This is a genomic window from Dactylosporangium cerinum (genome assembly GCF_042653625.1).
Classification (GTDB): domain Bacteria; phylum Actinomycetota; class Actinomycetes; order Mycobacteriales; family Micromonosporaceae; genus Dactylosporangium; species Dactylosporangium cerinum.
This window is the reverse complement of the sequence record NZ_JBHSIU010000041.1, coordinates 123464-142110: the sequence shown is the minus strand read 5'-3', so window position 1 is coordinate 142110 and position 18647 is coordinate 123464. Positions and strand designations below refer to the sequence as shown.

General features: G+C 72.1%; 13 protein-coding genes. 11 read left to right on the top strand and 2 right to left on the bottom strand.

Going from position 1 to position 18647, the window contains the following annotated elements:
* Positions 1-38 precede the first annotated feature (38 nt).
* A complete protein-coding gene (locus ACFPIJ_RS29615; protein WP_380119627.1) occupies positions 39-3017 on the top strand; it encodes a discoidin domain-containing protein in 2979 nt (992 codons plus the stop codon).
* Between the two features lie 55 nt (positions 3018-3072).
* Here the strand turns inward: ACFPIJ_RS29615 and ACFPIJ_RS29610 are convergent, their stop codons facing one another.
* Positions 3073-5103, bottom strand: coding sequence for a GDSL-type esterase/lipase family protein (locus ACFPIJ_RS29610; RefSeq protein WP_380119625.1), 2031 nt, complete (start codon positions 5101-5103; stop codon positions 3073-3075).
* A gap of 312 nt (positions 5104-5415) precedes the next feature.
* Between ACFPIJ_RS29610 and ACFPIJ_RS29605 the strand changes: the two genes are divergently transcribed.
* From ACFPIJ_RS29605 to ACFPIJ_RS29595, 3 genes are all read left to right on the top strand, one after another.
* Positions 5416-6126, top strand: coding sequence for a GNAT family N-acetyltransferase (locus tag ACFPIJ_RS29605; protein WP_380119623.1), 711 nt, complete (start codon positions 5416-5418; stop codon positions 6124-6126).
* Positions 6127-6394: 268 nt separating this feature from the next.
* A complete protein-coding gene (locus tag ACFPIJ_RS29600) occupies positions 6395-7339 on the top strand; it encodes an aldo/keto reductase (protein ID WP_380119621.1) in 945 nt (314 codons plus the stop codon).
* Between the two features lie 31 nt (positions 7340-7370).
* Entirely contained in the window at positions 7371-7625 is a 255-nt protein-coding gene (locus tag ACFPIJ_RS29595) for a hypothetical protein (RefSeq protein WP_380119619.1), read from the top strand.
* Between the two features lie 230 nt (positions 7626-7855).
* Here the strand turns inward: ACFPIJ_RS29595 and ACFPIJ_RS29590 are convergent, their stop codons facing one another.
* Positions 7856-9229 (bottom strand): PepSY-associated TM helix domain-containing protein, encoded by a 1374-nt coding sequence (locus ACFPIJ_RS29590; protein WP_380119617.1) that lies wholly within the window; start codon positions 9227-9229, stop codon positions 7856-7858.
* Between ACFPIJ_RS29590 and ACFPIJ_RS29585 the strand changes: the two genes are divergently transcribed.
* The 7 genes from ACFPIJ_RS29585 to ACFPIJ_RS29555 all read left to right on the top strand — a co-directional run bounded on the left by ACFPIJ_RS29585 (position 9210) and on the right by ACFPIJ_RS29555 (position 18482).
* Positions 9210-9875 (top strand): hypothetical protein, encoded by a 666-nt coding sequence (locus tag ACFPIJ_RS29585; protein WP_380119615.1) that lies wholly within the window; start codon positions 9210-9212, stop codon positions 9873-9875. The two genes, ACFPIJ_RS29590 and ACFPIJ_RS29585, sit on opposite strands and share 20 nt — an antisense overlap.
* A gap of 247 nt (positions 9876-10122) precedes the next feature.
* Positions 10123-12069: an Hsp70 family protein gene (locus ACFPIJ_RS29580; protein WP_380119613.1), complete on the top strand. Its 1947-nt coding sequence runs from the start codon at positions 10123-10125 to the stop codon at positions 12067-12069.
* Entirely contained in the window at positions 12066-14126 is a 2061-nt protein-coding gene (locus tag ACFPIJ_RS29575; RefSeq protein ID WP_380119611.1) for an AfsR/SARP family transcriptional regulator, read from the top strand. The genes ACFPIJ_RS29580 and ACFPIJ_RS29575 overlap by 4 nt, the downstream gene beginning before the upstream one ends.
* Positions 14123-15247 (top strand): hypothetical protein, encoded by a 1125-nt coding sequence (locus ACFPIJ_RS29570; RefSeq protein ID WP_380119609.1) that lies wholly within the window; start codon positions 14123-14125, stop codon positions 15245-15247. Before ACFPIJ_RS29575 ends, ACFPIJ_RS29570 begins: the two co-directional genes overlap by 4 nt.
* A 170-nt stretch (positions 15248-15417) precedes the next feature.
* On the top strand, positions 15418-16203 hold the full coding sequence (locus ACFPIJ_RS29565; protein WP_380119607.1) for a hypothetical protein: 786 nt from the start codon (positions 15418-15420) through the stop codon (positions 16201-16203).
* Between the two features lie 203 nt (positions 16204-16406).
* A complete protein-coding gene (gene tnpB / locus ACFPIJ_RS29560; RefSeq protein WP_380119605.1) occupies positions 16407-17789 on the top strand; it encodes an IS607 family element RNA-guided endonuclease TnpB in 1383 nt (460 codons plus the stop codon).
* A 192-nt stretch (positions 17790-17981) separates the two neighbouring features.
* A complete protein-coding gene (locus ACFPIJ_RS29555; protein ID WP_380119603.1) occupies positions 17982-18482 on the top strand; it encodes a hypothetical protein in 501 nt (166 codons plus the stop codon).
* Positions 18483-18647: the final 165 nt, after the last annotated feature.

Here is an 18647-nt window from a genome sequence, read left to right as displayed (position 1 = left end):
CGATTGACCCGGTGCCGCGGCGTTGCGAGGGTGCAGGCATGCTGACCCGCCGCACCCTGCTCGCATCGCTCGGCGCCGCCGGTGGCGCGCTCGCACTGCCGCTTCCGTCCGCGGCGGCGGACGCGGACCCGGTCGCCGACGAGTACCACCGGCTGCTGCTCGTGCACACCCGCTGGGTGCAGCAGCAGTGGGATCCGGCGATCGGCGCATACCGGGTCGCCGACTTCCGGTTCGCCGCCGTGCTCGGCAACGCCGTGCTGCTGACCACCGACGGCTACGACGCCGACCTCGCCGGGGTCGACGCGGCCACCCTGCGCTCGCGGACCCTCGCCACGATCACCCGGTTCGCCGCGACGAACACGCTTGCCGGCGGGACCGAGTGGGGCAAGCGGCTGTTCTGGGACTCCACGTTCGAGCTGTACTTCGTGCTCGCCGCCCGGCTGCTGTGGGCGGAGCTGAGCGCGACCACCCGCGCGAACGTGGACGCGATCGCGCGTGGGCAGGCCGCCTATGCGTACGGGCTGGGCACCGGCAACGACCCGCTCAGCGGCTCCTGGACGCCGAACGGCAGCACCGGCGGGTACCTCGGCGACACCAAGCTCGAGGAGATGGGCGTCTACGCGCAGGCCATCGCGCCCGGCCTGGCGTGGGCGCCCACCGGCGACGCCGACGCGACCCGCTGGCAGGAGCGGTTCGTGTTCTGGGCGGCCAACTCCAGCGGCCTGCCGGCGGCCGACCGGGCCAACCCGGCGGTGATCGACGGCAAGGCGGTCAGCGCCTGGAACGTCGCGCGCAACCTGCACGACACCTTCATCGTGGAGAACCACAATTCGGCGAACCCGCACTACCAGGCCGAGCTGTGGCGGACCGCGGGGCGGGCGGCCGCGCACTTCCTCGCCGCCGGCCGGCCGCTGCCGCAGGTGCTGACCCGCCAGCCCAACGGGCGGGAGCTGTGGGCGACGCTGCGCCTGCTCGCCAGCGACGCGGGTGAGCCGGTGATGCCGATGGTCGCCGACCGATACCACCTGTACGGCCGCGACGTGCTGCCCCTCGCCTTCCTCGCGCAGGTCCAGGGCGACCCGCACGCCGCCCGCGCCGAGGCCGACCTCGCCGCGCGGCTGATGCCCTACCTGCAGTACGCGCCGGAGAACCGGCTCACGAAGTTCAGCGGTGAGGAGAAGTACGAGCCGGAGGCCCGGGCCGAGCTCGCCATCGCCTACCTGTTCCACCGCTGGCGCACCACCCCGGTGCAGCCGGTGACGGCCGCCGAGTTCTTCGCCGCGGCCGCCGGTGCCCGCGACTTCGGCCCGGCCGTCGGGCTGACCGCGCACCAGAGCGCCACGGGCTTCGCCGCCGCGGTCACCAAGGCCGGCCAGGTCAAGTTCCTGTGGCAGCCGGGCCACGACAACTGGCTGATCGACACCCGGGCGCCCGCGTTCCTGCCGGCCCAGACGGCGGCGCCACTGCGGCAGTCGACCGTCGCGTACACCGCCGCCCGCGACGGCGTCGACTCCACCGCCACCGTGCTGCAGACCGCCGCCGGGTGGGCCGGCTACGCCACGCTGCCGACCGGCACCGTCGTCTACACCGGGCCGGGCCCGTCGTCGCTGACCCTGTTCAACCTGTCGATGCCCGGGGTGCCCGGCCTCGACGGCACCCGCACGTTCACCGGCCCGTCCGGCAGCGTGACCCCGCCGACCGGCGTCGGCGACGGCGGCACCGACCGGATGACGTTCGCCGCCCGCACCGCCCGGCACGTGCGGTTCCTCGGCCGGGCCGCGGCCAACCAGTACGGCTACTCGCTGTTCGCGTTCGAGGCGTTCGACGCCGCCGGCACCGACCGGGCCCGCGGCCGCACCGTCACCGTCTCGTCAGCCGACCCGGCCTACCCCGCCGCGAACGCCGTCGACGGCAACGCCGGCACCCGCTGGGCGGTCGCCCGGGAGGAACGCGGCCGCGCCGACAGCTGGCTCGCGGTCGACCTCGGCGCCGCCGTCCAGCTCACCGGCGTGACCCTCACCTGGGAGGCCGCGTACGCGACGTCGTACCTCGTGCAGACCTCCACCGACGGCAGCACGTGGAGCACCGCCGTGGCCGCACCCGGTGTCGCGACGCTGGGCGCGTGGGCCGGGATCGACGCCCGCGCCGGGGTCGTCGCGCACGGCGCCACCGGCCCGATCACCGCCTCCCCGACCCAGGTCAGCATCCCGGCCGCGGCCCTCGTCGAGGGCTACACCGGCGCGGGCACCGACCTGGCCGCGGCCGGCGCCCGGCGACTGCCGACCGGAGGGCCCGCGACGCTGCGGCTCAGCGACGCCGACGGGTACCTCACGCTGCTCAACCTGTCCACGACCGCGGTCAACAACGCGGTGCTGACGCTGCCACGCGGCGACCGGCTCTACCGGGGACTGTCCGTCGCCCGCGCCGACGGCGGGCTGGACCTGACCGCGTCCGTGCCCGCCGGCGGGGGCGCGGTGCGGCCCACCCGGTTCACGGTGACCGGCACCGCACCGGCCGGGACCCGGTTCAACGTCGCCGACTCGCACCATCTCAGCGTCACCGCCCCGGCCGGCGCGGCCGTCGACGTCCGGCTGGCCGCCGGCGGCTGGTCGGTGCAGGCGCAGGTGCCGGCCGGCGCCACCCGCAGCTACACCACGACCTTCGGCGGGCCGGTGACCCCGGCCACCGACCTGGCCCGCGGCCGCACCACGTTCCCCACCTCGCCGTTGCCGGCGGGCATGGGCGAGCCGTCCCGGGCCGTCGACGGCGACCCGGCCACGTCCTGGCGGCCCGGCACCGGCGGGCGGATGGTCGTCGACCTCGGCGCCGCCCAGAGCGTCGCGGCCGTCGCGCTGACCTGGACCGCGGGCACCGTCCCGGCCGCCCGCATCGAGACGTCCACCGACGGGGCGGCCTACACGACGTTCAGCGGGACGGTGTCCGCGCGGTACGTCGCCGTGGCCGTGCCGGCGTGGCGCACCGGCGACCCAGACCTGGTCCACCTGACGGTTCTGTGACCCGACGTCGCGCCGTCCGTGCCCGAGCCGCCATGCGGTGACCACCGTCCCCGGATCATGCCCACCGGCGGCGCCTCCAGGCGAACAGCGCGATCGCCATGCACCACGCACCGGCCGCGATGAGCAGCACGAACCAGCCGGTGATCACGAGGGTGTGACCGATCTGCCGGAAGGCCCAGTCCTTGCCCTTCGGGCGGCAGCCGTTCGTGTCGTCGAACAGGTTGCACGGCGGCGCCTCGTCTGTTGCCATCTGTTGCGCGGCGTCCTCGGTCGTGTCCCGCTGGTCGGCCAGGGCGTCGTCCTTGCGCGTGTCCGCGGTGCCCGGGATCTCCAGGCGCGGCTTCAGCGCGTCCTTGTCGCTGGCCAGCCACGTCTGGAAGACCTGCTGCATGGCGGCGTGGCCGCGCTCGTTGGGGTGCAGGCTGCTGTGGATCCAGTTGGCCGGGTTGAACCGCTGCTCGGCGATGCCGCGCACCGAGCGCAGGCCGATGAAGTTGATGCCCGGCCGGCCGTCGTTGAGCGGGTCGCACAGCTGCAGGTGCGCCTTGGCGAGGGCGTCCTGCATCGGGGCGAGGTAGTGGAAACCGAACTCCTCGGCGGTCTGGCGGATGACCGCGTTCAGGCCCTCGGTCAGGAACAGGTGGACGAACTCCTGCTCGGCGTGGGACAGCACGACCTGGGTGCAGCCGTTCGCCTCGGTGCTGATCGGGTCCGGGTACGGCACGATGAGCACCGGCACGCCGGGGAACGCCGCGTCGACCTCGAGGTAGGTGGCGCGCAGCTGCTTGCGGACCTGATCCAGCGATTGCATCCACAGGTAGGACATCTTGTTGCAGTTGGCGGGCGCCAGGCACATCTCGCCGATCGTGGAGAAGCCCGCGTCGTTGCCGCCGATGCTCAGCACCACGAGCTTCGGCGTGAACCTGCCGCGGACGGCGTTGTACGCGTCGAGCTGGGTGTGCGCCTCGCCGACCATCGGTTCCGGCTCCGGCACGCCGACGCGGGTCAGTGTCGCGTCGGCGCTCGGCACGGTCGGCTTCTCGGTGAGCACGTTGGCGGTGCGGGCGCCGGAACAGGCAAGGAACATCAACCCGTCGAAGTTGCGCTCGTCCCGCGCCGCCATCGCCGCCCACGCCGTCGGTGAGCGGCGGCACTGGTTGCCACCGCCGTCGTCGGTGCCCTCGAAGTAGATCGCGGCGCCCTCCCCGGACATGTAGGAGTCGCCGAGCGCCACCAGGACGTCGTGGTCGCCGCTCGGATCGAGCTGACCGTGCTCCTTTGCCTGCAACGGGGTCACGCCCATGAGCGCGACGACGGCCATGACCGCCACGAGGTCGGCCTGGGTGCTGGACACCAGCGCGACGATCAGCAGTCCGAGAACCACCATGACGACGATCAGCCAGCGCGAGTGGGACAGGGTGACCGCCAGGAACGTGACACCGCCGAAGACCAGTGCGCCGGCTCCGGCGAGCGACCACAGCCACACCCGGGCGTCGTCCATCCTCTGCAGCCAGCTGATGACCCGCTCCGACCAGATGGACAGCCCGAGCGGGAGCACCACCAGCACGCCGAGGACAATGAGCGCCAGGCTCAGGCCCAGCCGCCCCGTCGCCCACAGCACGACGGCGCCGCCGAACGCCAGGACCACGCCGGCGATGGTCAGCTGCAGACCCCACCGCATCGGACGGACCTCCAGGCGCCGTCGGTCGTTGGGCAGCCAGATCAGGTGGACCGAGTCGCTCTGCCGGATCTGGGCGACGACCGACCCGGCGACGAAGTATGCCACGAGCAGTCCGGCCATGCCGAGCGCGCCGATGTCGAGGACCTTGTACAGGGCGACCAGGACGGCCGCGGCGGCCAGGAGGCACCCGCCGAACCAGTACGGGATCACCCACTGCCGGCCGTCGAGGCTGTCAGCGTATTGTCCGCGCAGCCAGATCGCCGCGACGGCGATGAAGACCGTGAAGAGCACCTGCGTGGTGAGCGAACTGGCGCCGTCACTGGCGTAGATCAGCATGACGGTCAGGGCGACGGCGACCCACAGGGTCCGCAGGATCGATCCGAACCGGTGCACTGATGGCTGCATCGCTGAACCTCACTTCACCGACGGGGACGCCTGCCCGGTGCGTGGTGGGTCGGGTCCGCCACGGGCGTCCGACCTGACGGTCCCACTGCCGCGAGCCGCCGGCCTCGGCCTTTCCGCCACCCCGGGTGTCCGATTCAGGACGGCCGGTACATGTATCAAACCGCCGACCTGTCGGCCGGTGGTCGGCCGGTGAAGGAAAGCCGACGTGCCCGTATGGGCGCCGAGCCGGGGTGGCGGACGGCGTGCGCCCCACACCGTTCACCGCCTGCCTCCTCCTGTCGATGGCTGATGTCGTCCGGCCGTATGCTCGTCGTGACCCGCAGGCACGACCGGGCGCCGTGGCGGCATCAGGTCGTGCCTGATCGCCGACCGGCTGCGAGCAGACTTTTGTACGACATCGACACCGCCGTCCTGGACGACCCGGTCGGGCACTCCCTCCGGGGGCGGCACGCAAACCTCGCCCGCCGGTTGGGCAACGCCGCCACGTACCAGACCGGCGTCGCGACGTTCGCGACCGTGACCCTCGAGCCGACGAAGGCGGACTGGGACGACCTGGCGGTGCTGCTCGGCCGCGGCGAACTGGCCGACCTGTTCAGCGCTCCGGTCACCCCGCCCGCGGACTGGGCGCCGGTCTTCGACCTGGCGGGCTTCCAGATGGTCCTCGACCGGCCTCCGGCCGGACCAGCCGTACCGGCCGGCGAAATCGTGGAGCTGGGACCAGCCGACGTCGGCGACATGCTGGCGCTCACCGACCTCGCCCGCCCAGGGCCGTTCTGGACCCGGACGATCGAGCTGGGCACCTTCTACGGCGTGCGCGAGGCCGGCGCGCTGGTCGCCATGGCCGGCGAGCGGCTGCAGCCGCCCGGCTGGACCGAGATCAGCAGCGTGTGCACGGCGCCGCACGCGCGTGGTCGCGGGCTCGCGGCGCACGTGGTCCGGGCTGCCGTCGACGGGATCACCGCGGGTGGTGGACGCCCGTTCCTGCATGTCGCGGCGAAGAACCTTGGCGCGATCCGGCTGTAGGAACGCCTCGGTTTCACCGTCCGTCAGCAGGTCAGGTTCCACGGCTACCGCGTTCCGTGACCGGCCACCGCCGTCGGACCATCGGCCGGCCCCTGGGTCTCCCGCCTTCGGGCCGACGGCTCCGTCACCGGATCACGGGTGGAGCAGGACCGTGACGGCGCGGCGCTAACGATGCCCTGCGATACGCCGAGCTGGGCTCGTCCTTCGTCGCCGACGCCAGCGGCACGACAGTTGACGTGGAGCGCGCTCCAGGTATGAGGCTGAGCGTATGACAACACGAACTCTGGGCCGCAGCGGCATCGAGGTCGGCGCCATCGGCATGGGCTGCTGGGCGATCGGCGGTCCCTTCTGGAGCCCGCAAGGTGAACCGTTCGGCTGGGGCACGGTCGACGACGCCGAGTCGATCCGCACCGTCCACCGGGCTATCGATCTCGGTGTCACCCTCTTCGACACCGCCAGCAACTACGGCGCAGGACACAGCGAGCGCGTGCTCGGCCGTGCCGTCGCGGGCCGCCGCGAGCGGGTCGTGATCGCGAGCAAGTTCGGCCACACCTTCGACGAACCGCGCCAACTGGCCACCGGCGTGGACAGCTCCGTCGAGTACCTCGTCTCCTGCCTTGACGGCATCCTTGACCGGCTCGGCACCGACTACCTGGACCTCTACCAGCTCCACCTCAACGACCTACCCCTGCAGACGGCCCTGACCATGGTCGACGCTCTGGAGCACGAAGTGGACCGGGGCCGCATCCGCGCCTACGGGTGGAGCACCGACGATCCGGCGAAAGCGGCCGCGTTCGCTGATGCGGCTCCCCACTGCACAGCCATCCAGCACGACCAGTCGGTGCTGCACGACAACACCGCGATGATCGCAGTGTGCGAGTCCCGGGGGCTGGCCAGCCTAGCCCGTGGACCTCTGGCGATGGGACTGCTGACAGGCAAGTATCACGGGGACCGGGCCGCGCTCGGCGCCGATGATGTCCGTACTCTCTCACCGGAGTGGCTGCCCTGGTTCGATGCCGGACGGGCGGTGCCGGCCTGGGCCGAACGGGTCGACCAACTACGACAGCAGTTGACGGCCGACGGCCGAACCCTGGCGCAGGGGGCCTTGAGTTGGCTACTGGCCCGCAGTCCCGTGATCATCCCTATCCCGGGCGCACGCACGGAAGCTCAGGCGGAAGAGAACTTCACCACGCTCAAACTCGCCCCGATGTGAACGCAGCCCCGCAGATGCACCTGCAGGATCAATGACCGGTCCCGCCATCATCATGCCGGCCAGGTTCCGCGTCGATGAGGAGGTGGGGCTGTTCGTGGCGGCACTGGCTCATCGGCGTGATGTGGCGTCTCCCGCCGGACGCGACGAGGTAGTGGACACACTGCTCGCCGAGGAGTGCCTGATCGTGGCTGGTGGCCTGCGACTGACCGACACCGTCATCGGGACGGCGGTGCTGCCTGGCTGTTGCGTGGGTCTGGAGAACTGGCGGGATCGGGTGCAGGTGTAGTACAGCAGGAGTGGCGTCGCGGCAGCGCTCAGGCATGGCGTGCAGCCCCGCTCAGGAGCCGTGGGCGGCCGTTTGCCGTGTGGGGTGTGCGGGCGAGCCGGCGGACGTATCACAGCGGGAACGCGGTCAGGCCCAGCGCGCCGGCGAACGATGCCAGGTGACGGCCGCCGGCGTGGCCGGGTGGGACCGGGCCACCGGAGGTTCTGGTGACCCGGTCCCAGCCAGGTGTGTCAGGCGCCGGCCGGTGCCGGTGAGGTCGGTGCCGGTGCGCCGCGGCGCCGCCGCCGGATGAGGCCGGCGACGATGTCGAGGATCAGGAACGCGGCGAGGGTGACGCCGAACGCCGGCAGGGCCCAGCCGATCGCGGCGGTGACGAGGATGCCGATGATGAGCAACGGCACGCGCAGCTTGCGCCAGGCGCCACGGGCGAGTGGCGCGCCGACAGGGGCGCGGCGCTGTGCGCTGCGGGTGGGGCGGCGCTGCCACCACATGCGGTAGCCCCAGAAGATGACGCAGAGCAGGCCGATGGCGAGCGCGGCGAGCAGCAACTGGTTCGCCAGACCGAACAGATAGCCCATGTGCGCCTGGATGCCGAGCGCGGACAGTTTGGCGAGGAACGGCCAGTCGGCGTAGTTCACCCGGTGGGTGACGGTGCCGGCGACCGGGTCGACGGCGATCTTGTCGAAGTGGACGGGCCAGACGTTGTCGTTCTGCACGACGCTCCACGCGGCGCCGTCTTCGGCGGGTGCGCCGATCTCGATCGGGCCGGTGATGCCGTTGGTGCGGGCGATGTGCAGGACGTTGTCGACCTGGGCGGGGTCGCCGGCAGCGGCCGCGCCGCCTTCGCTGTGGTGCCCGCCGGTGGCCGCGCCGCCGGCGGTGGCGCCGGTGGTGACGAGTTCGGGACGGCCGGCGTGCATGGAGTCCAGGGCGAGGGTGAAGTTGGCGCCGGCGTGGTCGGACCAGGTGAGGCCGGTCGCGGACAGGAACAGCAGGCCGACGACGAGCCAGACGCCGGTGGCGGCGTGCATGCCGCGGGTGCGTCGCACGCCCTTGGCGGCGGCGGTGTCGTAGAGCAGGGTCGCCTCGACGCGGCTGCGGCGCTTCTCGCCGCGGATGCGCCATTGCCGGTTGCACCACAGAATGAGCCCGCCGAGCGCGACGACCCACAGCCAGCTGGCGGCGGTCTCGGAGTAGAGGACGCCGAGGTCGTCGAGGTGCAGGTGGCGGTGGAAGTCATCGAGCCAGGTGGTGAGCGGGGTGGAGCCCCACCAGGTGACGAGCTGGCCGCGGATCTCGCCGGTGTAGGGGTCGACGTAGACGGTCTCCTGCTTGTCGCCGAGCTCCGGGACCATGAACACGACCTTGGTCGTGGCGTCGGGTGCGGCGGCGGGGATGACGGAGGAGAACGTGCCGGTCGGGTGCGCGGCGATCGCGGCGGCGACCTGCTCCGACAGGAGAGACTGCGGAGCGCCTGGTTCGTTCACCGGCCGATCGGCGGGTCGGGAGGCCGCCGGTGAGCGAGCACGGCGATGACGGCAAAGCCGGTGGCGCCGATGGGTGGAACGCGGCAGGGGTGGGGTCGTGCAGGACGCAGCCTGCAAGCGGACCGATGGCGAACGCCGCGGCCCGGGCGAGGTTGAACAGGCCGGCGACGGCGCCTTGGTCGGTTGCCTCGACCGCCAGGGAGGCGCCGGTGAGCAGAGCGGGGAAGACGAGGCCGATGACCGAGCCGATGGTGAGCAGCGCCGTGATAGGCGTGTTCGGGCGCTGCCGGACGGCGATCTGGGCAGCAACGAGTCCGACGCCGACGATGACGAGGAACAGGCCGGTGTACCCGGCGGCAGCGTCGGCGGCGATGTCGAAGAGGTCATGGCGGCGGCGATTCGGGGTTGGATCGGGCAGGGCGAACGGCACCGCCGCCGCCAGTGCGAGGGCGACGGCCCCGATGACCCAGATCGGGGTGAGGATGTCGGCGATGCCGTCGAGGACGCCGACGGCGGGTCCGTCGAGCAGCCCGAGGCCGGTGGCGACGCCGAGCAGGGCCATCCCGGCGGCTCGCTGCCTCGTGGTGGTGCGGTCGGCCACGGCGGTCTGAGCAGCCGGCCGGCCGGCGGCGGTGGCGAGGAATTCACCGACGGGCCGGGTCGCCAGGAGCGCGGCGAACAGCACGGTGCCGGTCAGCGCGCCGGTGAGGCCGAGGTGGGCGATGGTCGATCAGACCTCGATGACCAGCTCACGAACCACTGACCGGCAGCCGGTGGGCGATCTGCATGCTCCGTGACTGCTGGTCGGAGGTCCTCGCCGCTGGTGAAGCTGCCGGTAGCATTGCCGCACACGAGCCAGATGCCGAGGGCGGGCGCTCCTTGCTCGCGGTCAGAGCGCGGGATTGCGCAAGGTGACGGGCGGGTCACACAGCAAGAAGTTGATGCGTAAAGATGTATCTATGTCATCGCATTCCGGAGTGACTGTCGCTGTGGACATCGGCGCTGCTCGGATGAAGGTTGCGTACGCCGGGGTGGACGGTGTGGTGCGGCTGGTCCAGTTCGGGCGGGAGTGGTGGATGCCGTCCGGTGTTCTGGTCGAGCAGGACGGTGGGCTGGTCACGGGCGCTGCTGCGGTGCGGCGGGCGGTGCAGCGTCCGGAGGGTTTCGTCGCCGATCCGATGGGTCGGCTGTCGGCGGACACCGTGGACGCCGGCGGTGTCGTGATCGGCACGGCGGACCTGGTCGCGGCGCTGCTGCGGGTGGCGCTCGCCGCCGCGGCGCAGGCCGCGGGCTCGCCGGCGGCCGTGGTCCGGGTCGTGTCTTCGGGCTCGTGGGGTCCACGACGTCGGGGTGCCCTGCGCAGCGCGTTGCAGCGGGCGGGGGCCGGCGATGCGGAGCTGATCGCGGCGCCGGTCGCGGTCGGCTGGCATCTCCTCGCCGGCGGTGTCGACCTGCCGGAGCAGTCGGTCGTGGCTGTCTGCGACCTGGGTGCAGGGTTCTCTGCCAGGGTGCTGTCCCGGGCCGGCGACGGGTTCGAGGTCCTGGCCAGTGTCGAGGAGCCGCTGGGTGGTGGCGACACGATGGATGCGGCGGTCGCCGCGTGGTTGTCGCCGCCGACGCCCGGCGACGCGGTGACACTGCCGGCGGCCGCGGCGGAGGTACTGGCGACGGCGCGATTGGCGAAGGAGGCACTGTCATCGGCACCGACGGTGCTCGTGCCCGGTGCGGTGGGGCAGGTGGTGTTCGGGATACCGCAGCTGCGGCAGGCGGTCGCCGGGGTGCTGGACCGGGCTGTCGCCGCGACCGGGCGTGCGATCGAAGCGGCCGACGTCGGGCGGGAAGACCTCGCCCTGGTGGTGTGTGTCGGTGGCGGGGCGCGGCTGCCGATCGTGGCGGATGCGTTCGGTGACGCGGTCGGGGTCCGTCCGGTGACGGTGCCGCAGCCTGAGGCGGCAGCGGTCCTCGGCGCGGTGCAGCAGCCGGTACCGGTGCAAGCCGCTGCTGTCGTGCCGAGCGGGCGGGATGCCGCCGGCGCGGTCGTGGCCGCGGCGGCGTCGGTGGCATTGTTCGCCCAGTTCGTGACGGGCACGCACCGGTACGGGCCGCCGAACTCGATCGACGGTGGCTGGTTGCTGGCGCACTGGGGCGGGTTGTGTCTTGCGGCGGTGCTCGCCGTCGTCGCCGCTGCCTTCGGCGCGTCGTGGCTGCATGTGGCCCGGTACGCGGCGCTGGAGGATGAGCGGTTGCAGCGGCGGCTGTACGGGGTGGCCCTGGCAGGGGCGGCGGTGCTCGGTGTCGGGATCTGCGTCGGGTACGCGATCTTCGCGGTCGGCTACTTCGATGTGCCGGCGGGGCCGCTGCTGCGCTGGTCGGTGCTGGCCGCGGCGCCGGTCTCCGCGGCGGTGGCGGTGGCCGGGTTGCTGGTGATCGCCCGGCCGGGTCTGGTCGAGCGGTCGTGGCCGTCGTGGTTCCGGTTCCCGGTATCGGTGGTCGTGCTGGTCGGTGCCGGCGCGTACCTGATCGGCTATGACATGTCGGGTTCGCCGCTTGCGCTGCGGCCGTTGCAGTGGTGGCTGTACCGGTTCCTGCCGGAGGAACCGGATGTCTTCAGCGCTATCGGGCGGGTCGGCGCGGTGTGTCTGGGGGTCGCGGTGACGCTGTTGGTGGCCCGCCGGGCCTGGATTCGGGTGGTGACGGCGGTGCCGCTGGCGCTGCTGACCGCGGTGGTGCTCGCGCCTCGGTCGACGGGGCTGATCGCGGCGACCGTCGGTGTCGTGATCGCCGGGTGGTGGCTGTGGCGGGTCTTGGCCGCGTTGGGTTCGGCCGCGTTGCGGGTGCCACGGTCGCAGCGCACACCGTTGTCCGGGTCCGCCGCCGGTGACCCGGCGGCCCGGGCGTCGTGGCAGCACACGCCGGACGTCTCGTCCGCAGGCGTGGCGGCGGAGGGCGGCCGGTGAAGGGTGGCATCTGGCTGGTACGGCAGCTGGCGCGGGTGGTGGTCGGTGGGGTCGTGTTCGTCGCGGTGCTGGCCGGGATGCCGTGGCTGCTGCTGGCGTTGACGCGGCGGGTGCTCGCCGACCCGCCCGATGTCGCGACGCTGGTCAACGAGCCGCTGTCCGGTGCGACCCTGGTGCTGTTCGTGGTGGCGGGCGCGTGGGTGTTCTGGGGCTGGCTGTTGGTGGGTGCGGTCCTCGAGGCCGTGGATCGGGTGCGTCGCCCGGACCACCGTCGGCTGCGGCCACCGGCGCCGCTGTACGCGTCGGTCAGCGCTGTCGTCGGGACGGTCGCGTTGATCCTGGACGGGATTGCCCAGGCCGCGGCCGGCCCGCACCCGGCCGACGACGGCGCGACCGGTGCTGCGGCCGCCGTGGCGTCGCCGCGCACCAGCGGCATGCTGGCGTTGCACGCCGAGACGCCGGCGGCGGGCCTGGGGACCGGTGTCGGCGGCATGGACGTCGGCGACGCCGGGTGGCTGCCGCTGCCGGCGGTGGCCGCGGGTGCCGTGTCGGCGTGGATCTGGGCACAGCGCCGCCGCCAGTACCAGCCGCAGCCGCCGCGTGGCGCACACCGCGACGACCCGGACCTGGCGCCGCTGCCCGCCCGGCCCGACGCGGACGGTCGTGTCACGATCGGTGTCGCGGACGGCCGCTGGCTGGACCTGGCGGGCCTGCCGGCCGGGGGAGTGCGCCTCACCGGCCCAGGCGGGCTGAGCGCTCTGCGCGGCCTGCTCGTCACCGTGCTGGCCGCCACCGCAGGCCTGGACAGCGGTCCCGTAGCGGTGATCACTGCTGAAGACCTGCGGTCGCTCGTGGGCATCGACGGCGACGGCGTCGGCGTCGGCGGCCTGCATGTCATCGAGAGTTCCGACGCGGCGCCGGGCGTCGCTGCGGCGCTCGCCACGGGCGGCCGCCGGGTGCTGATCGTCCGCAGCCGGGCAGGTCATCCCGGCGGATGGCCCGACGACGTTGACCGCACCGGATTGACCGTCATCAGCGCTGGCGCCGAGCCGTCGCTGCCGTCGTGGCACGTCAGCACCGACGGGAGGGTCGGGCGGCCCGCGGTACGGCTCGCGGTGCTCAACGCTGCCGCCGCCGCGGTCGTCCTCGCCGGGCTGCGACGCGTCGCACCGCAAGCCGTGCCACCGCCGGACGAAGCGCCACCGGTCACGGCGACCGAGGACCCGCGGCAGCCGGTTGCCGCGGTGGCGGGCGCGGCACCGCGACGCCTGCGCGTCACCATCCTCGGGCCGGTCTGCGTCGAATCCATCAACGTTGACGGCGCCAGGACGCCGGTCCCGCTGCGGCGCAGTGCGAGTCTGCACGTGCTGCTGCTCCTCGCCGTGCACCGCGGCGGTGCCACCAGCGGCGACCTCGCCGCAGCGCTCTGGCCGGACGAACCCGCACACCTCACGGCCCGTCGGCTCGCGACCAGCCTGTGGGAACTGCGGCGGTCCTTGCAGCAGGCAACCGGCGCCGACGTCGTGCATCGCGACCCGGTGCTCGGCGGCGGCAGTCGACACCAGCTCGACCCGGCACACGTCGAGGTCGACCTGTGGCGGTTGCACGACCTGCTCGACGCCGCCGGCAGCGCGGCCACGCAGACCGAACGCCGGACACTGCTGCGGCAGGCGGCGGACCTCGAACACGGCGAGCTCGCCGAAGGCCTGACCGGCGAATGGCTTGCGCGGCCGCGGGAAGCGACGGCACGGCACTGCATCGACGTCCTCACCTACCTCGCCGACGCCGAACCGGATCACGGCATCGCACTCACGCTGCTGCACCGCGCGGCGCGGCTCGCACCGGACAACGAGGCCGTGCAGCGGGCCGTGCTGCGCCGCCACGCCACCGCCGGCGACCTCGACGGTGTCCGGCGCGTCTACAACGCCCTTCGGGACCGCTGCGCGGCACGTTCGGATCTTCCGGAGCCGGCGACGGTCCAGCTGTACGAAGACCTCACCGACACGGCCGTGACAGCTTCGACAGGCGCAGGCGCGCCGGAACGGACACCACGATGACCGCCACGCCGCCGACGGTGCTCATCGGCTACGACACCACCGGCTACCCGATGATCCCGGCGACCGCACCGGCGCCGCGGGTCCTACGGCCCACCGGCAGCGGCGGCCGGCCCGGCAACCGGAAGACCCGCCGCTGGATCCGGTCAATGGGAGGCGCCGTCGCCGTGCTGCTGGTCGCCGCGACAGCAGTCCGCTGCTCGGGCATCGGGCCCACCGAGTCGCCCGAGAGCCTGGTCCGGTCGGTGTTCGCGGCGCTCACCGCACACGACGGGCAGCGGGTCAACGAACTCGGCTACTGCGACGACAGCCCACTGTGCACCACGGGTGGGCTCGCCGCCGGCTACCAGGCGCCGGAGCACCTCGAGATCGTGTCGTCCGACCGGGGCAAGGACCACCGCGTCATCAAGATCCGTTACACGGTCGGTGGTGACGTCGCTGAAGACACTGTGGAGCTCACCCGGTTCCGGGTCGGCATCCTCGGTCACCGGTGGCAGATCACGAAACTGCCTGGTGCGCACCTGGACGTCCGCACCGCGGCCAGCGACAAGGTCCACGTCGCCGGGCTGACCGTCGCACCGAACCCCGTCGACGTCCCCACCGGCGCGAACGTGCCGCGGCCGTTCGCGCCGCCGGGCGTCTACACCGTCGCGGCCGACGCCGACGCGCTCTTCGCCGCGACGTCGATGCCGGTCGTCGTCGCCGGGAGCGTCGACCCGCCGCCGACCGTGGTCACGCCGACGCTGCGGCCGGAGCTGCAGGGGCAGATCGAGCAACAGATCCGGGACCGGATCAGCTACTGCGCCGACCAGCGTGATTTCCACCCGTACACCCCGGACTGGCAGACGTTCACGCAGACCTGCCCGTTCGGGTTCAACGCACGGGTGACGTTCACGAAGCCGCCCATCTGGACAGTCGAGCGGCTACCGAAGGTCGTCTTGTCCGTCGACGACCACGCCGCCATCACCGTCCGCACGACGGCTGCCGGCATCGCGACCGTGCGGTACCAGTGGAGCACCGACATCGTCGAGCCCCGCCGATGGACCGATGCCAGCGGCACCGTCGAGTTCAGCATCGGCGGTCAGGTCGGCGTGAAGGACAACGTCCCGTACTGGGTTGGATAGCGCCGTAGCATCGGTACCGGTGGCGCTGTCCGGACTGCTCGTTCTGCTCGTCAGAACGGAGGTTGTGGCGCGAGCGAGCCAAGCACATCGTGTGCGGTGACCTGCGCCGGCGGGCGGACGCCGCCCGGGGCCGGGAGATACGCTTCGCGCCACTCGATCTGGGAGGATCCGTGGCTGGCGGTGCGTTACGGACGTGGGTGTTGATCGCCTGCGCGCTGATCATGGCGACGGTCGGAGCGACCGCCGGCTCCTGGTACGGCGGCCGCGACTCCAAGCCCCTGCCCACCGACAGCCGAGCGGTCGAGTTGGCGGCGGAGTTGCTGCCGGGGGCCGATCCCACCGGTGGGGTCCAGCGGCGCGACTACGGGTACGGGTACGCGCTGGGCGATGATGACTTCGGCCCGGGGTTCGTGGAGATCGACTACGCCCCGCCGGAGCAGGGTCAATCAGCGGCGGTGGACGTGGATTGCGGGTTGTCGCGTCGGTCGCAGGCCAACGCGTTGCTGCACGGCTGGCGCAACCTGCACCGCACCGTGGCAGGGCCGTGCGAGGAGTGGACCGCGGAACGCGGCGACCTGGCCATCGTGTTCAGCACCGACGGCTTGGGTTCCTCGTTCACGTTTCACCGGGCGGCACCGGCCGGCCTCGGGCTTGCCACGCTGGCCGGGGCGCTTCTCGGCGCGGCGGCCGGGGCGCTCGCCGCCATGCTGCTGACGCGCCGGCCCCGTCCGCTGCTGGCGCTCGTCGTGACGCTCGCGGCGATCGGGCTGCTCCCCGGCATGATCTTCGGGGCGATCGGCATGGTGCTCAACGTGCGGCAGTCGCCGGCGCTGCCGTTCTGGACGGTGTGGCCGTCGCTGCTGTTCATGCTGGTGCCGCTGTGGCTGTTCCTCGCTGCCCTGCTCGGCATCAGTCGGTTCGCGGGGACGCGCCGCCCGGCACCGAGCGGCGGCTGACCCGAGCGGTGGTGGTGCGTGGCGATGCTGTGCGGTGACGCGGTGCATCTTCTTCCACCGGCGGACAGGGGCTGTCAGCTGTTGTCGGTTGAGTGAGCTGTAACGCGCTTTGACGCTGTTGAGCGTCGTGCGTTGCACGTGTGGCGGAAAGTGTCGTACCCGCGGTTCATACTGCTCGCCGACACGGTCAGAGACGGGGAGGTGTGGCAGTGCAGACGGTGCAGGCGTACCAGTTTGCCTTGGACGTCACCCCGGCTCAGGTACGGGCGTTGCTTGCGCATGCGGGTGCGGCTCGGGTGGCGTTCAACTGGTCGCTTGCCAGGGTGAAGTCGGTGTTGGATCAGCGTTCGGCGGAGCGGTCCTACGGTGTCGCGGAGGAGTTGTTGACGCCGGTGGTGGGTTGGTCGTTGCCAGCGTTGCGGCGGGTGTGGAATGTGGAGAAGGGTGTGGTGGCGCCGTGGTGGCGGGAGGTGTCGAAGGAGGCGTTCAACACCGGCCTGGATGCCCTCGCCCGCGGTCTGAAGCAGTGGGGTGATTCTCGCCGCGGGCAGCGGGCCGGTCGTCCGGTCGGTTTCCCACGGTTCAAGTCCCGGCATCGCAGCATTCCAAGCGTCCGGTTCACGACGGGTGCGATCCGGGTGGAGCCGGACCGCAAGCATGTGGTGCTGCCCAGGTTGGGTCGGCTGAAGCTGCATGAGTCAGCGCGGAAACTCGCCCGACGTGTGGAAGCGGGCACGGCGCGGATCATGTCGGCGACGGTCCGTCGTGCCGGCGGCCGGTGGCATGTCGCGTTCACCGTCACCGTCGAGCGCACTGACCGGCGACCGGAGCGGCCCGCCGCGACGGTTGGTGTTGACGTCGGCATCCGCCACCTCGCCGTGCTGTCCACGGGCGAGTTCGTTGCCAACCCACGTCACCTCGACACCGCCCAGACCCGGCTGCGGGCCCTCGGCCGTGCGCTGTCCCGCAAGCAGGGTCCGGACCGCCGGACTGGGCGGGTGCCGTCGCAGCGGTGGCGGCGGGCGTCGGCCCGGCTCGGCCGGGCGCACGCCCGGGTCGCGGACCTGCGCCGGGACGGCCTGCACAAACTCACCACCCGGCTCGCCTGCACGTACGGCACGGTCGTGGTGGAGGACCTGCACGTGGCGGGGATGTTGCGGAACCGGCGGCTGGCCCGGCACATCGCGGATGCCGGGTTCGCCGAGTTCCGGCGGCAACTCGCCTATAAGACGGTGTGGAATGGTGGCCGGCTCGTGGTCGCCGACCGCTGGTATCCGTCCAGCAAGACCTGCTCACGCTGCGGCGCGGTGAAAGCCAAACTGCCCCTGCGTGAGCGGACGTACACGTGCACAAGCTGCGGCTTGGTCCTGGACCGGGATGTCAATGCCGCACGCAACCTCGCCGACCTCGCCGTGCAGCCCACGGACCCGGAAACGGGCACGGGCATGGGTGGGGTGGTATCCGCCGGGAGTGGCCCGGTGGCAGGACGGGGAGCCATCCAGAAGACCCACTTCGGTGGGCAGGAGGCGAAGAACCGTCAACCCGACACCGCACCAGCGGATCAGACCGGGACCGTCCCGTCGTAAGACAGGACTGCCGCATGAGCGCCACTGAGCACTCAACGGCAACGGCCATCACCTGATGCAGAACCTGGCCACCGCTGTTCCGAGCGCGGCCGGTTGGCTTCGTCGGTGAGAACGTCGAGGATCGCGGCGTGACCGGATGTGCGCTGCATGGTCTGCTACCTTCCAGCCGTGTTCCCTGGCCCGGATCCGCGGGTGGAGCCGGCCGACTGCGTCGCGCTGGCCGAACGCCTTGTGACGCTGCCGTTTCCACCGGCGGCGACCGTAGCTGACGATTGGATCATCGGCCGGGCAACGAGCGGGCCCGACCGTCACTTCGTACCGGTCGCCGCGAGTGAGGTTCTGGAGGACGCACCGGCCGAGCGCTGGGCAGAGGCCCAGGACCGCCTCGAGCGCCGGCGCCGGGAGGTCGTCCAGGCGCTGACAGCGGCCTGGGGTCCTTCGCAGATCCACTCGTTCGAACCCGACTTCGAGCGGATCATCGCGGGTCAAGCTGTCCGACCGGTGATTGAGGACCTCGCTCTGTTTGCGTGTGACCATCACGCCGACGTTTGGCCTCGGCCTCACCGAACGGTGTGCGTAGTCCTCGGCCAGGTCGACAAGCACTATCCGATCGTCCTGATGATCGCGGTCACTGCTGAGCCGCTTGGTGATGGGATCGCGTACCCCGGCAGCCAAGACGACCGCACAAAGTAGGGGCCTCGGAACCAGACGCTCCGGACCAGCTGGAGGTGGATCGGTTGGCCGGGGCCGGTGGTGCTGCAGGCTTGCCATCCCGGGCCCGGGAATACAACGACAAGATCAAGTATCGAAGGTGCGGCGGTGCCTGCCCCGGCGGTCAGGCGCAGACGACCTCGTGTG

Coding starts and splice junctions, on each gene's coding strand:
- ACFPIJ_RS29615 (WP_380119627.1), top strand. CDS start 39: ATGCTGACCCGCCGCACCCTGCTCGCATCGCTCGGCGCCGCCGGTGGC.
- ACFPIJ_RS29610 (WP_380119625.1), bottom strand. CDS start 5,103: ATGCAGCCATCAGTGCACCGGTTCGGATCGATCCTGCGGACCCTGTGG.
- ACFPIJ_RS29570 (WP_380119609.1), top strand. CDS start 14,123: ATGACCGCCACGCCGCCGACGGTGCTCATCGGCTACGACACCACCGGC.
- ACFPIJ_RS29580 (WP_380119613.1), top strand. CDS start 10,123: ATGAAGGTTGCGTACGCCGGGGTGGACGGTGTGGTGCGGCTGGTCCAG.
- ACFPIJ_RS29595 (WP_380119619.1), top strand. CDS start 7,371: ATGACCGGTCCCGCCATCATCATGCCGGCCAGGTTCCGCGTCGATGAG.
- ACFPIJ_RS29600 (WP_380119621.1), top strand. CDS start 6,395: ATGACAACACGAACTCTGGGCCGCAGCGGCATCGAGGTCGGCGCCATC.